Source organism: Cytophagales bacterium, assembly GCA_019456305.1.
Classification (GTDB): Bacteria; Bacteroidota; Bacteroidia; order Cytophagales; family VRUD01; genus VRUD01.
Genome location: VRUD01000051.1, coordinates 16869 through 32136, shown reverse-complemented (window position 1 = coordinate 32136; position 15268 = coordinate 16869). Strand labels below are relative to the sequence as shown.

11 protein-coding genes are annotated in these 15268 nt (G+C 38.9%); 5 read left to right on the top strand and 6 right to left on the bottom strand.

The window, feature by feature from the left end; translation table 11 throughout:
- The 4 genes from FVQ77_11560 to FVQ77_11545 all read right to left on the bottom strand — a co-directional run.
- Positions 1–4101, bottom strand: a 4101-nt coding sequence (locus FVQ77_11560; protein ID MBW8050951.1) for a hypothetical protein, incomplete at its 3' end; no start/stop codon positions are given.
- Between the two features lie 5 nt (positions 4102–4106).
- Positions 4107–4685, bottom strand: a complete 579-nt coding sequence (locus tag FVQ77_11555; GenBank protein ID MBW8050950.1) for a hypothetical protein — start codon at positions 4683–4685, stop codon at positions 4107–4109.
- 4 nt (positions 4686–4689) lie between these two features.
- Positions 4690–5064, bottom strand: coding sequence for a hypothetical protein (locus FVQ77_11550; protein MBW8050949.1), 375 nt, complete (start codon positions 5062–5064; stop codon positions 4690–4692).
- Positions 5065–5378: 314 nt separating this feature from the next.
- Entirely contained in the window at positions 5379–8408 is a 3030-nt protein-coding gene (locus FVQ77_11545) for a serine hydrolase (protein MBW8050948.1), read from the bottom strand.
- 190 nt (positions 8409–8598) lie between these two features.
- On the opposite strand from FVQ77_11545, the gene FVQ77_11540 reads away from it, so the two are divergent.
- The 5 genes from FVQ77_11540 to FVQ77_11520 all read left to right on the top strand — a co-directional run bounded on the left by FVQ77_11540 (position 8599) and on the right by FVQ77_11520 (position 13631).
- The gene (locus FVQ77_11540) at positions 8599–9042 is read left to right on the top strand and encodes a hypothetical protein (GenBank protein ID MBW8050947.1); all 444 of its coding nucleotides are present in this window, start codon (positions 8599–8601) and stop codon (positions 9040–9042) included.
- 142 nt (positions 9043–9184) lie between these two features.
- Positions 9185–11173, top strand: a complete 1989-nt coding sequence (mutL, locus tag FVQ77_11535) for a DNA mismatch repair endonuclease MutL (protein ID MBW8050946.1) — start codon at positions 9185–9187, stop codon at positions 11171–11173.
- Position 11174: 1 nt separating this feature from the next.
- On the top strand, positions 11175–11906 hold the full coding sequence (locus tag FVQ77_11530) for a rhomboid family intramembrane serine protease (protein MBW8050945.1): 732 nt from the start codon (positions 11175–11177) through the stop codon (positions 11904–11906).
- A gap of 2 nt (positions 11907–11908) precedes the next feature.
- Entirely contained in the window at positions 11909–12793 is an 885-nt protein-coding gene (locus FVQ77_11525) for a rhomboid family intramembrane serine protease (protein ID MBW8050944.1), read from the top strand.
- Between the two features lie 55 nt (positions 12794–12848).
- Complete coding sequence (locus FVQ77_11520; GenBank protein ID MBW8050943.1) at positions 12849–13631, top strand: enoyl-CoA hydratase; 783 nt, start codon at positions 12849–12851, stop codon at positions 13629–13631.
- A gap of 797 nt (positions 13632–14428) precedes the next feature.
- Here FVQ77_11520 and FVQ77_11515 read toward each other — a convergent pair.
- Entirely contained in the window at positions 14429–14797 is a 369-nt protein-coding gene (locus FVQ77_11515; GenBank protein MBW8050942.1) for a helix-turn-helix transcriptional regulator, read from the bottom strand.
- An 8-nt stretch (positions 14798–14805) separates the two neighbouring features.
- Positions 14806–15153 (bottom strand): type II toxin-antitoxin system RelE/ParE family toxin, encoded by a 348-nt coding sequence (locus FVQ77_11510; protein ID MBW8050941.1) that lies wholly within the window; start codon positions 15151–15153, stop codon positions 14806–14808.
- Positions 15154–15268 lie beyond the last annotated feature (115 nt).

Sequence of the window (15268 nt, the reverse complement as noted above, 5' to 3'; positions counted from 1 at the left end):
TATTGCCGAATCCAAAGCGGCTGTTAACGTAGCAGGTGTTAATTTGGTTTTACCATCACCTCCTCCGGCCGGTGATACATACCATATATTACAAACTCCTGCAGATCCTGCTGATGCGAGTGAAACAATAGATGTATCTGTGTTATTGCTTGCACAGCCTTCTGCTGTAGATGAAGTAACCCAATAAGTGCCAGGCCCTACAGTTATTGATGATGTAGTTTCTCCTGTGCTCCATGAAAAAGTGCAGCTACCACAAGGGTTTCCACTTACTGTAGTTGAAGCGGACAAGGTAGTAGTTCCACTGCAAATTTGCGGATCAACGGGATTAATGGTAACAACTATATTGTCTATTAATGTAATATTGAGACTTGCCGATTTAGTGCATCCGCCATAAGTTACATCCACTGTATAGGTGGTTGTTGCAGTTGGGTAAACTGTAAAGATACCTGTAGAATTTGTAATGGCGCCAGGATTAAGTGTAAAAGTAAGGCCTGATGGCGGTGAGCCCTGATAAACACCCTGGCCAACATCAGTGGTAAGTGTCACTGCTTCCCCGCTGGTACAGATTGTATCAAAATTTGCGGTAAATATCGGAGGCAGCAGATAGCTGAACGTTACGGTATCTCCAACAATGGCTTTATTCCCGCACATATCTTCCAGTACGCCCAGGTTAATTTCCAGTGCATAAGTACCTGTAGGGAACATACCATTATGTGTAATGCTTATCTGTGTGGTTTGCCCACCGCCTCCACCAGGACAACCGAATCCGGCTACTGAAGTTATGGCAGAAGAATAATCAGTACCTGTAGTGATGTTGGTCAATTTAAATTCTCCTGAAACAATGCTGTCGCAATTAACTTGTTCATCAAAAGTCAAAATAATAACATTGGTAGCACATGAAGCAGCTCCGGTCATGTTTGGAGGGGTATTATCCCAGATAATAGCATCTCCCCAGAAATTTAATTCATATCCGTTATTATTTCCAAACCAGTTATCAATGATCAATGCATATATTTCACCTTCGGTTACCTGTATGCCGGGTATCGTAGGTGAACCCATCTGCCCGCTGCTTATTGGAGGGAGTTTAGGTTGAGCAGGAGCAACACTAGCTCCTGTAGGCCCTACTGTATTCGAAAATGCACATCTTACAGGAGTCGCTGTAGGGATACCTGCACATCCTATTGTAGTAATATCAAACAATGCCCAGTCATAAAGATCTACAGTATTTATGATAAAATACAAAGAATCTATATCTCCGTCACCATTATCCTGAACGGTAAAGGTGTACCAGACCGAATTATTTTCACCCGTGATTTGGATGCCATCTCCCAAACAGGTATTAAAAACTTCCTGCACCGTACCGATACCCGAATATGCGTTTATTTCATAATATGTTGGACCGCATATAGGGATAGCTCCAGGGCAATCCTGCTCCGGGCCTGTGATGGTGGCAGGAGGTACTTCATATTCCCTTCCGCAGATATCAAAATTGCCGGTTGATAATGTATCTGTAGCAACCATTACGTAATAAGTATTTCCGGAAACAAGATTTACCGGAAACCAAAAGGTATCAGAAGGGCTGCCACATAAAGCGTATAAAACACTTAATGGATTTGAATTACATGGCCCTGCTGCTAATAATGTTTGCACCTTTGTGGAAGCTGACCATGTATAATTCTGGAATGTAAAATAAGCTCTGTTGGCAGGAGTGGTTATGGAAAAAGAAAACCAGACTGAAGCGACTAATGTATCCACACAACCTGAGCTGAAATCCGGTGTAGCGCAGATATTGGTTTGTCCTGTGAGACAGGTTCCATCCACAGGTACCGCTAAAGCATTGCAAATAGAATCATTGGAAGGCTGGCTGACAGAGCAGTCAATAGATTCCCATGAGCATATATCATAACCACCTGTATCTGCGATGACCGTGGAAACAGCAAGCAGGTAAGTAGTGAGTGGTGATAATCCTGAAAAAATAAACATGCCCCCAGGTGAGCCACAGCTTGATGAGATACCTGTAGGCCCTCCGCAAACATTATCATAAACGGCTACTTCCACATTGCTTCCAAGTGAGTAATTTTCAAAGGTAACATTAAATACTGAAGCTGTTGCACCTAACGTGAACTGATACCACACTGTATAGGGAGAAGTAAGGCAACCTGTAGTATAGCCCTGTGAGGTTGCACAATTATTGGTTTGCCCTGTTACACAAGTGCTGTCAACCGGTAATGTAACAAAACTGCAGGCATTGTCGTTAGCGGGCTGATTTCCTGTGCAAGTGTTAACAGATTCTGTAGCGCAAATGTCAAAGTTGCCCGTATCTGCATCTGCTGTGGAAACACTCAGCCAGTAAGTAGTACCACCGGTAAGTGGGTAAAACCGGAACAAGTTACTAGAAGTATCACACTGAGAAGTCACTCCGGTAGCTGCGCCACAAGCTCCGTCAAATAACATTAGCTCAACATCCCCTCCAAAGGTTTCATTGGCAAAAGTAATATCAACTTGGTCAAGCCCGCCCGTAACCGTAAATGTGTACCACACAGTGTGGTCGGTGGTAGAGCAACCAAACGTAAGGTCCAGCGTAGCACACTTGTTGGTTTGACTGGTAACACAAGCGCCGGTCAGAGGTAATGCAGTGGAACTGCAGATAGCATCATTGACCGGTTCAGCGCCCAGACACGGGTCAGCAGATTCTGTAGCACATATATCAAAATCTCCTTCATTGGCGCTTGATGTGGTAACGCTTAATAAATATGGAGAAGCTCCGGCTGAAACTCCTTCAAACTGAAAAGCAGAGGAGGTATCCCCACATGCAGACATTATACCCGTAGGAGGGCTGCAGCCCGTATTATCGAACAGCGCCAGTTCAACATCAGGACCTATAGTGGAGTTGGTAAAAGTAACATCCAATTTGTCATTTACACCGGTAATTGTAAACTGATACCATACCGTATTATCTGTTATAGCACACCCAAAAGTGTAACCTTCGGAAGTAGCGCAATAGTTTGTTTGTGCAGTGACACAAGTGCCGTCAACCGGCAAGGCAGTAGGAGTGCAGGCGGCATCATTTGCCGGCTCACTTCCGATACACGCCAATGCGCAATTACCAGCACTCAAGGCGATCATTGGGCTTTCAGGACAGTTGTTGGCTGCCGTGCTGTTTGCCATTACTGCATTGCCACCTGCAGTGTTATTGGCGTTAAGCGTGATTGTAGCGGCTCCGCATCCGACAGCATAATGCATAACATCAGCACCATCAATAACATGGCCTAATTGGTGGGCATGGCCCAGTTCATGCAGGGCAACTGCCTCAAATTCGAAATTGGAACATGTTGCCGGGGGGGTAAAGTCCCAGGCCGTACCATCATCAAAAACAATATCTAATTCATATACCCACCATTCATATCCACCTCCGGGGTCACATGCCGTCCATCTGCTGGTAGCCCTTCCCAACACTCCGGCAGGTAATTCTCCACCATTATCAAACCGGCATATATTTATACCGTCACTTGCTATATTATCCACAGTAGTAACAGCGCCTACATCCCAATTAATATAAGTAGCGCATCTCCATGTTTCTAAAGCTCTCAGAAATGCATTGTTAGCTCCGGCATTGGCATCGAAGTCAGTAAACATTCGCCAGGTATAACCACCGGCTGCGTTATCATCAATATGATCGGGCTGGTATGTGAGCCCTCCGGAAGTTACATTCAGGTAAGAAAAGGTTACTGTCAGAGAGCTAGGGGAAGTGCCTGTTGATCCGCCATTTCTAACGCGAAAAGTGCCTGTACCTGCATCGGAAGGTACTTCTACCTGAATTTGAGCATCAGTCCATAAAATGTACTCTGAAGTAATAGGTTTAACATAAGTAGCGCCACCATCATCAGCATTCCTGAATTCCACATACTTGGTGCTTGTTGGTCCTCCTGTGCCGAATCCGCTGCCATCAATGGTCAATACACTTTTGGTACCTGCGCTTATCGTACCGGGAGCAAAGCTGGTGATGCTAACCTGTGTCCAGCCAGTACCATAACAAAATATTATTCCCAACAATACAGGAAAAACCTCTTTAAAGCAATATGTGAAATTTCTTTTTTTCATACTTATTACTTCTTATCTTTTCTTTGATATAAATTGACATCTTTTATGGTACGATAGTCATTTTTTGTCCTGCTTGTTATGGCAGTATATACATCATTGTTAATATCTGCATACTTATTAAAAATGTCATTGCCGGACATGTTATTCAGGTCATAGCGAATAAAGCCCTGCAGGTCTGCATAAGTTTTTAAGCTTATGTAACCTGGGTTTATGCTCTTATTGGATTTATTAATAGTATTTGAAATACAATTAAAAATGCCTACGTCATCTTCATTCAACTGCAGCGAGTGAGATACTGTTTGCATTTCTGTTCCAACAATACCGCCTTCAGTAATTACTTCTACGTGCGAAAATTTCAAATTACCTTTAAATACCTTATACACTTCTATGATATTGGAAGTATATATATTATAATTGTCAACATCCCAAAATGATTTTTTACTGATCACTTTACCTTCAAAAATGATCTTGGAATTTTCAATCCTCTGATCCAGGGTAACATGATATAACTGAGCAAACAACAGGGTATTGAAGATTGCAAAATGTAAAATTAAAATTATTGATAAAATAGCTTTTCTTTTCATTATATTAATATTTAATCATTTTTATTGGTCTGATGGGTTTGTCTTTTTTTACTACCTGCTTTTTTTCCTGAGATACTGTTACTTCGTACAAATCATCACTTTTGGGTTCAGGAGCTATATACAATTGCATTTGCTGCCCTGTAATTTCAAATTTTCCCTTTTGTGAAATTTTTTGCGTTTGCTTATTAATTAATATTTTTTCATATTCACCTGTATTTGTCTTATTAATTCCGGATTGGTTTATAATGACCTGACTTTGCTTTTTAACCTCTGAGCTTTGGATTGATTTATCATTCTTTTTATTGTTTTGGGCAAAGCAAATTGCAGAAAGGCATACAAAGAGCATCAAAAATAAGCCGCTGTTAATTATGTTTTTCATAATCTTTTAATTCTTTTTTTTAAAAAATTGTAACCTATGCAAATGTTTGCAACTTTAATAAATCGCTGCAATATAATACATTTATTTTTAAAAACAAAACTTGAGTCCACTCTAAAAAGTCTCACAAACATAACCATTTATTTTTAAAATATTCTTGGATTTGCATTTTATGTAAATATTTTTTTATTTTTACCTACGTAGTATTGCGTAAGTTATAGCCAAAGGTTTAAATTTATCCATAATAAATACTTAAAATTATTGCTGTTTTACAAATCACTTACTGCAATACTTTAACACTCAAACACCTAATCACTTTATTCCATCGCTCTATAAATAACATTATGGATCCTCGTACGAATATTTTTTGTGATGAGTTTTGTATTAAAGGCATCAGGATATACCCGATTAGAAAGGAACACATAGATAAGCTGGCGATCCGGGTCAACCCAAACGCAGGTGCCGGTGAAACCGGAATGGCCATAAGTATGGGCAGAAGCGAAATTTGAAGTGGGGCCGTGACCGTCAGGATCGGGTTTGTCCCAACCCAAACCGCGCCTGTTCTTTTTAAATTGCCTGGCGGTGAATTCAGGAATTGTAGCAGGCGCTAAATACCTCATTCCTCCATAATATCCATGCTGCATATTCATTTGCATCAATACAGCCAGGCTGTTTGCATTAGAAAAGATACCGGCATGGCCTGCCACACCCCCAATCATGGCTGCTCCCGGATCATGCACTGTGCCCCATACCAAAGTTTTCCTGAAATTGGTATCACGTTCTGTGGGAGCGATATTTTCTATCCCAAATTTGTCTAACGGCTGATAAGTCAGTGAATGAAGGCCCAGGGGTGCGTAAAAATTCTGCTCTAAAAACGATTCTATGGATTGATTTAACAATTTTTCAGCAATCTGCTTCATAATATAAAATCCCAGGTCGCTGTATTTATAACCATATTTATATCTTCTCCTCCTTTTCTTTTTTCTCATTTCAGAATTAATTGTCCACTTCCATAAAGAATCTTCCATTGCGGCAATTGAAAACAGATTCCCCTCAAGGGTTGGGACTTTCCCATCGGTAGTAGCCATTCCTGCCTTCATCCGGAAAGCTACAAGATTGCAAAATTTCTCACTTTTAATTTTAGAATAAAAAGAGTCGCTAAGCATTCCTGAAGAGTCCACGGTTCTTTTCCAGTATTCAATATAGGGGATCAGGCCTGCCTGGTGTGTAATAATATGCCTGATGGTCAGGTCTTTTTTATTTGTGCCTTTGAGTTCAGGAAGGTATTTGGAGGCTTTGGCGTCCATATTCAGCAGCCCATGCTCTTTTAAGAACATGATTGCCTGCAAAGTGCCTGCAACTTTTGTAATGGAGGCAACATCATAAATTGTTTGATACGTTACAGGCCGTTTTTTATCATAGGTGTGGTATCCGTAAGACCTGTTAAAGATCACGGCTCCGTCTTTTGCAATAAGCACCTGGCAGCCAGGCATTGCCGAATCGGCAATTGCTTCGAGCACAATACTGTCAATCTTTTGCAATGTTTCGGAATTCATGCCTACGCTTTCGGGAAAAGTAACCCTTAACCTTTTTAATTTTTCTGTGAACAACCCTGTGCCCTCTTTAAATTTTGAAGAAGCGGAAACAGGTAGCCTCCCGTTTGCCTGTATGGCGCCAAACAACAATTGAGAAACCACTTTTTGAGTAACAGCATTATCCTCATAGGCACAAACCAGCCATTTGCTGTCTTCAAAATATTTCAGGCTGTATGGATTGCCAAAAACCACCAGGATAACTTTTGTTTTTTCCTTGATTTGCTTTATGAAATCCTTTGCTTTTTGGCTTATTCCATATCCTGCAGAATTCTTATTATTCATTTTGTGTATGCTTACGACCACTACCTTATATTTAGACGCTTCATTTAAAAGATCATTATAAGTTTCTTCCCGGGCTTTTTTTGAAATACTGAAATGGTGAAATGGGGCATAATTGCTCAGCATTTTTTGAAATTCATTAACTCCGTTTAATTCTCCCTTAATAAGGTGGGAAAGACCAATTGCAACTGAGGCGAAACTGTTGGTATCTAATATCTTAATGGGGATCAAATCATCCTGATTTTTTACTAATGTAAGCGCTTTCTCAAATAACTCTTGCTGTAACAATTTTGCATGAGGATTATTCAAATCTTCATATATATAATTTAAATCTATTGAGTGAAAATTATCTGCCTTTATTTCCCCTATTTCCTTTATTTCCCCTATTTCCTTTATTCCCTTTTTTGCATGCAACCCCACCCAATATTTTGCTCTCAGTATCTTTTTCACCCGCTTATCAATTTCTTCCTGGGAGATCATTCCTTTCCTGATCGCTTGTTTGATCTTTTTAATCGCTAAAGAGACTTTTTCAGAAAATAAAAGCACATCATTGCCAGCCAGTAAAGCTTTCAGGTCAACTTCACCGGGTTTATAAAACTGGCTTACTCCTTTCATGTTTAAAGCATCCGTAAAAATCAGGCCTCTGAAACCGAGCTTATTTTTTAACAGACCGGTAACGACAGTTTTGGAAAGTGTGGTAGCCCTGTTTAAAGTATCATCATAAGCGGGGACGTGTAAATGTGCTACCATTACACTCATCAATCCTTCCTGCATTAATTTTTTAAAAGGATAAAGTTCTATTTCATCAAGCCGCTCTTTAGAATGATTGATAACCGGGAGGGTAAGGTGCGAATCGGTGTCTGTATCACCGTGGCCGGGAAAATGCTTGGCATTTGCTATTACAGCGTTCTCCTGTAATCCTTTCATATAAGCAATGCCTTTCATTGTCACGTTCTCCTTATTCTCTCCAAATGATCGTGGGCCGATGACAGGATTGCCGGGGTTGCTGTTTATATCCACTACAGGAGCCAGGTTAACATGGACCCCTATCCGCTTACATTGCCGTGCGATATCCGCACCCATCCGGTAGATGTATTGATTATCCTGGATTGCACCAAGCGTCATTTGCCTGGGGAAACTTATGGCACTGTCAAGACGCATCCCAAGCCCCCATTCTGCATCCATGGCAATCAGCAGCGGAACTTTAGAAATGGATTGATAACGATTTGTCAACTTCGCTTGCTGGTAAGGCGTACCCTGAAAAAATATCAAACCACCTATGTGATTGTTTTTAATTAATTGCTCAATTGCTTTATAATGGGTCTCGCCACTATTGGAATAAGCTGCAACCATAAAAAGCTGGCCGATACGTTGCCCGGCATTCATGCTCTTAAAAACACTGTCAACCCAATTTTCCTGGGATCTAACGTCAGTAAAAACAATGATGAGCATAGCGCATAGCGTATGGCGCATAGCACATATTGCAGAATCCCGAGTATCGGGGCTCAACGCTTTGTCCTTTGCTCCTATACACTGCGCCATGCGCCATGCGCTATGCGCTATGCGCCTAAAGGTTAAGATATGTTTTAACATTAAGCAATACGTTATTAAAAAATGACTCTAACTTAAATTCATTTTAAAAAAATAAATGTATTTTTGCAAAATGAAATTACCTTCCCTATTATCCCGTCCCAAATATAAACGATTTGAATATCAACCACGCTATTATGATCCAATAAAAGAGGATATTAAAAGAAGAACTGATTTAATAAAAAAACAACTCAACAAAAAAAATACTTTTAGCAGTGATGATTATAAGCCCGGCATACCAGGAGCTTTCAGACGCAGAACAAGCCCTGCCAGGAAGGCTGTTAACCTGCAATTATTGATTGTAGTATTTTTGATATGTGATTTTTTGCTTTATTTTTATGCGGATAATAGCTATTTATTACCTGGCGCTGTTTTGTTAGAAGTTGTTATTATTTATTTTTATTTTTTGACACGTTCACTTCGTTCAGTGCATGCTTTTTGGAGTGGACTCAAGAATGTTTTTTTAAGTGCAAAAAATAAAAGTTCAGAAGAAATTGATAAGGAATTTGGTAATTAAACTGGGTACTGAGTGTCCCGACAAAGTCGGGATAACCAAAGCCCGGTAGCTGTTCATTAAGAGCACACCTGCCCCGATAAAGTCGGGGAAGGATAGATTTGAATATAAGTTTCATTTAAAAGATTGAAATTCCGGTACAATAATGCCTGACAAAATCCATTTATTACCCGACTCAATAGCCAACCAGATCGCTGCCGGTGAAGTGGTGCAGCGGCCTGCTTCTGTGGTAAAAGAACTGCTGGAAAATTCTGTGGACGCCTGCCTGCCAAACATAGGGCAAAAGGACGGCAGGCCGGCCGGTAGCAAAAAAATTCAGCTCATCGTTAAAGATGCCGGCAAAACCTTAATACAGGTAATTGATGATGGCATGGGCATGAGTGAAACCGATGCCAGGATGTGCTTTGAAAGGCATGCTACTTCAAAAATCTCCAACACAGATGACCTGTTTAGAGTCCGGACATTAGGTTTTAGAGGGGAAGCCTTAGCCTCAATAGCGGCAGTAGCGCAGGTAGAACTGCGCTCAAAACTCCGTCCAGGACCCGATTTATCAGAGGAAGGAACTGAGTTAGGAACGTTAATTAAGGTTGAAGCTTCAGAGACCAAATCCCAGGAACCTGTCCCCTGCTCTGCGGGTACATCAATCACTGTTAAGAATCTTTTCTATAACGTTCCGGCACGGAGGAATTTTTTGAAATCAAATCCTGTTGAGATGCGCCACATATTGGATGAGTTTCAACGAATTGCAATCGCCTATCCAGGTCTGTCCTTTACAATGTATCAAAATGATATGGAGCTTTTTCAGCTTGCTTCCGGCAAACTCAGCCAACGCATTGTATCAATTTTCGGTGACCAATATAAAAAGCAATTAGCGCCATGCCAGGAAAAAACCACCTTAACAAATATCACAGGCTATATCGGTAAACCTGAATTTACCAAAAAAACACGCGGTGAGCAATTCTTCTATGTGAACAAGAGATTCATAAGACACCCCTACTTGCACCACGCGGTGATGAATGCTTATGAGGAGCTCATTACAAAAGACAGGTTCCCGTTTTATGTTTTGTTCATAGAAATTGACCCAGTGCATGTTGACATAAATGTGCATCCTACTAAAACAGAGATCAAGTTTGATGACGAAAAAACGATTTATGCCTTTGTGAGATCTGCTGTAAAAAGATCTCTGGGAGTTCATAATATCACCCCTTCAATAGATTATTCTGTTGATGTGAACTATAAGAAGTCTACGAGGTTAGTATCACAACAAGAAGAACTGAACAAATCTGATATAGAATATACAAGACAACAATTCAGGCCCAGCCCCCCTAAATCCCCCCAAAGGGGGGACTTTCCCACCACACTTCCCAAAGGGAAAGGGGCTGGCAAAAGCGATGGAATAGTCCCCCCTTTGGGGAGGACGATGTCCAGTGGACATCGGGCCAGCATTGCGGGAGGTAGGGGGGCTGTGGATTTAGGGGGGGCTTCTTCTTCTTCTTTCACCTTACCAAGCGCTGTCAACACTGATATAGCGGTTGAAAAAGACTTTTTGTCTTCTGACGAAAGTACAGCATTTCAAATTCACAACAGTTATATAATCACTCAGGTAAAATCAGGAATGATGATCATTGATCAGCACGCTGCCCACCAGCGTATCCTATATGAAAAATACCTGACCATGCTACAAAATAGATTCGGTGCTTCCCAACAGTTTCTTTTTCCTCAAACTATTGAATTAAGCCCTCCGGATTTTGAACTGGTTACGGAGTTAAAAGAAGAGATCCATGCATTAGGGTTTGTATTCTCTTACTTTGGGAAAAATTCCATTGTAGTAAATGGCGTTCCTGCTGATATACTACCAGGCAGTGAGAAAGATCTGTTTGAAGGGCTTATTGAGCAGTACAAAAAATACAAAACTGATCTAAAGCTTGAAACAAGGGAGAACCTGTCCCGGTCTCTGGCTAAAAGATCGGCTATGAAACACGGGACAAAATTAACCGCTACGGAAATGAACACCGTGATCAACCAGCTTTTTACGTGTAAAACACCCGCTTATACGCCCAATGGGGATTTTACATTGATTATTTTGGGGTTGGATAAAATTAATGAATATTTTGTAAAAAAAAGTAGTTATTAGTATGAATAATTTTTTAGGAAACATACCAGGTGTCGTAAAAAACCTGTTGATCATTAATATTTTAATGTTTGTGGTAACATTTATATTCGAACAACTGCACATAGATCTGAACCGAATTTTAGGGCTTTATTATTTTGATTCACCTGGGTTTAAACCTTTCCAGATCATAACCTACATGTTTATGCATGGCGGGTTGTTCCATATTTTATTTAATATGTATGCTTTATGGATGTTTGGAAGTGTATTGGAAAATGTATGGGGGCCCAAAAGGTTTTTAATTTATTACATGATTACCGGAGTTGGAGCCGGTTTGATTCAAATACTTGTAGCGCATATCAGATTAATTCTACTTTATGATACTATACCTCCGGAACTTTTAGATGAAGTGTTAAATAATGGTTATCAAATACTCCAGAACAATCAAAATTTTATTGACCCTATTGCCGCAAAAATAAATTTAATAATAAATACTACTGTAGTTGGAGCTTCAGGAGCAGTTTTTGGTTTACTATTGGCCAATGGTATGCTTTTTCCTAATAATTCTATTTTTTTGATGTTTCCTCCAATTTCTTTAAAAATGAAATATTTTGTATTAATATATGGCGGAATTGAATTGTGGATGGGAATTAGTAATTACGGTGACAACATAGCTCATTTTGCTCACTTGGGTGGTATGCTATTTGGGTTTATTTTGATCAAATACTGGCAAAAACAGGGAGGGTCTTTTTATTAGAAATGAACGGTTTTTCAAACGATATTAAAAATGCTTTCAGACTGCCGGATAATGGATTGATTCAGTTGATACTGATCAATGTGATCGTTTTTGTTGCGCTTTTGATCTTAAAGGTATTTCTGGTTCTTTCCGGGTCAGAACAAATTTATGCACTAATTATTGAACAGCTTACGCTCCCTTCTTCTTTAAATAAATTGATCTACAGACCATGGTCTGTAATAACCTACTTTTTTATACATGAAGGATTTTTGCATATCTTATGGAATATGTTAATACTATATTGGTTTGGAAAACTTATTAAAGATTTCCTTGGCAATAAGCATCTGGTCAATCTTTATATTATAGGTGGATTAACCGGGGGTGTTCTTTATATCTTAGCTTACAATTTGCTCCCTTATTTTCAAGATCAGGTTGAAAGAGCTGTTTTGTTGGGAGCTTCAGCAGGCGTTTTTGCAGTTGTTGTTGGTGCAGCCACATACATGCCCAATTATACCTTCTTTTTACTTTTTATAGGCCCGGTTCGGATATTTTATATCGCGGCATTTGTTATACTAATCTCTATTGCCGGGACTATTCAAGATAATGCAGGAGGCAATATAGCCCACCTTGGTGGCGCTTTAATTGGATATATTTTTATTAGACAACTTCAAAAGGGCAATAATTTAGGTAAACCCATCACTTCTATCCTGGAAGGGTTCAAAAGCTTCTTTACGCGTGAAGCTAAAATTAAGGTGACCCATACCAAAAAAAGCAGCAAAAAAACTACAAGAAGTGATTCGGACCAGACAGAAATAGATGCCATCCTTGATAAAATATCGGAATCAGGATATGAGAAACTTACCAAAGAAGAGAAGCAGAAGTTGTTTAATGCAAGCCGGAAGAAATAGCAGTAATTCAGTTGTAATTCTATTGAATTACTATAAATAACAAACGCCAATAATTATGGGAAATTTTAAAAACTTAAAAACAAAAAACACTGATGGGATATTTACTATCACAATATCCCGTCCGGAAAAAATGAATGCCCTGAACGTAGAAACGGTGGAAGAAATTCGCATGGCAATGCAAAGCGCCTATGATGAAAACGAAATAAAAGGCGTGATCATAACGGGTGAAGGTGATAAGGCATTTATTGCAGGCGCAGATATAAGCGAAATTGCAGGATTGAATGAAGCAAATGGAAGAAAGTTTTCTGAAAACGGGCAGGAAGTTTTTGCTATGATAGAAAATTGCAAAGTACCCGTTATCGCTGCGGTAAACGGATATGCGCTGGGTGGGGGTTGCGAATTGGCTATGGCTTGCCATATGAGGGTAGCATCAGACAATGCCAAATTTGGCCAGCCGGAAGTGGGGCTGGGTATCATCCCTGGTTACGGAGGCACTCAACGGCTCACACAGCTTGTCGGCAAAGGCAAGGCGAATGAATTGATGATGACAGGAGACATGATATCGGCAGACCTGGCTAAAGAGTTGGGTCTTGTGAATTACGTAACTTCAAAGGATGAATTAATACCAAAATGTGAAGATATACTAAAAAAGATATTTTCAAAAGCTCCCCTGGCAGTTGGATTGGTGATAGATTGTGTCAATGCCGTATTTGATGGTGAAGTTAATGGTTACCAAATGGAGGTTGATTCATTCAGCCGTTGCTGCGGGTCAGAGGATATCAATGAAGGTACGAGGGCGTTTTTGGAGAAGAGGAAGGCGGAGTTTAAGGGGAAGTGAGAATTAGTTGGCAGTAGGCAGTTGGCAATAGGCAATGTAGCTCAACTTTCAAGTTGAGACAGGCAATTACATTGGTAGTAGCAGTTATATAACAGGCAGTTGACAGTTTTGCATAGAGAAAAGATATAAATGCAACCATTTTGGTAACATTTTTATATTTATTACACAAAAAACATATAAAAAATGAATATCAAACCGATCAGAACAGAGAAAGATTACAAAAAAGCTTTAGCAAGAGTTGAAAGGCTTTGGGGAGTGGATGAAAATACCCCTGAAGGCGAAGAATTTGAGGTTTTATTCACCTTAGTAGAAGCTTATGAAGAAAAGCATTACCCTATCTTTTTCTGAAATAAAAAATCTTTACTTTTGTCTGAATCTTTGCCATTTGAAATAAATTATTTATTATCTTTGCTGTCCTGTTTTATCCAATTTGTAATCAAAACAATCAAACTTTATTTAAGCCATGAGTACTAAGAGTAATAAATTTTTTTATCCGTTTATAATTTTTTACTACTTTTGAATGTCATTTTACGCACCAACTTTTGTCCATTACACCAAAATTTTAAATTAGTTAAGATTGTGGTAACCTTTTTGTATATTTGCAATATAATTAAATTTTGAGGATTTTTACTAAAAAAACATTGCGGGAATATTGGGAAAAACATGCAGATTGTGAACTACAATTAAATGAGTGGTATGAAGTTGCTCAAAAAGCTGAATATCCCTGCTGAAACATTAATTGCAGAATATTAATCATCCCCGTTAGTCCCTCTTTAAGGCTTTTTTCTAATCTTCATTTAAAAAACCATTTCGAATTCGTTATGCTCACCGTTTAACTTTATCTTAATAGACATACGCGCATCTAAAGCATTAACAAACCTTAATATAGTATCAATGCGCTGTCTTTTTACGTTATTTTCAATTTTTGAGATATTAGTCTTGTCTATACCCATACTTTGAGCAATTTTTTCCTGTGTCAGGTTTTGTGACTTTCTTGCCTGTTTAAGGATCTCTCCTATTATCTCAAGCTTTGATTCTAGTTCAAATTCATCTCGATTGGAGGTTCCAATTTTGCCGTAATGTTTATCCAGTGATTCTTCGAAAGTTATAGCTCCCATACTTTTAAGGACAGCCGCTCTGCGGTTTTTTATATTTGAATATTTCATAATATATACTAAATTAAAAGTTTCTGAAAATATTCATTCTTAATATTTTCAGATTTATCAATTTCAGTTTTTGGTGAAGTATTCGTTTTTTTTATAAAGCCGTTTGTTGAAATAATGTAGGGATTCTCTTTATCTTTTGTATCCCAAAATGCCAAAATACGAATATATTTTTTATTATAAAATGTTCTAAATTCCCATATATCGTCTGTACCTGTCATTTTTTTAAACCATTCTCCTTTTAATCCAGCCTCAGTTTTTTTAAAATTAAAATCTACTTTCTTTTGTTCCTTTTGTTCTAAACTTTCTACAAATTTTTCAACTTTAGGTAATTTTATTATCTTAGGGTTATGAATCATTAATTTAAACTTATAATATTTAAATAATACCGATTATATTCAATCAATTTTCTTCTCCACAAACTTTGGTGAATTATTAAAACGAACAAAATTAATAAAAGTTGCCTTATAGTAC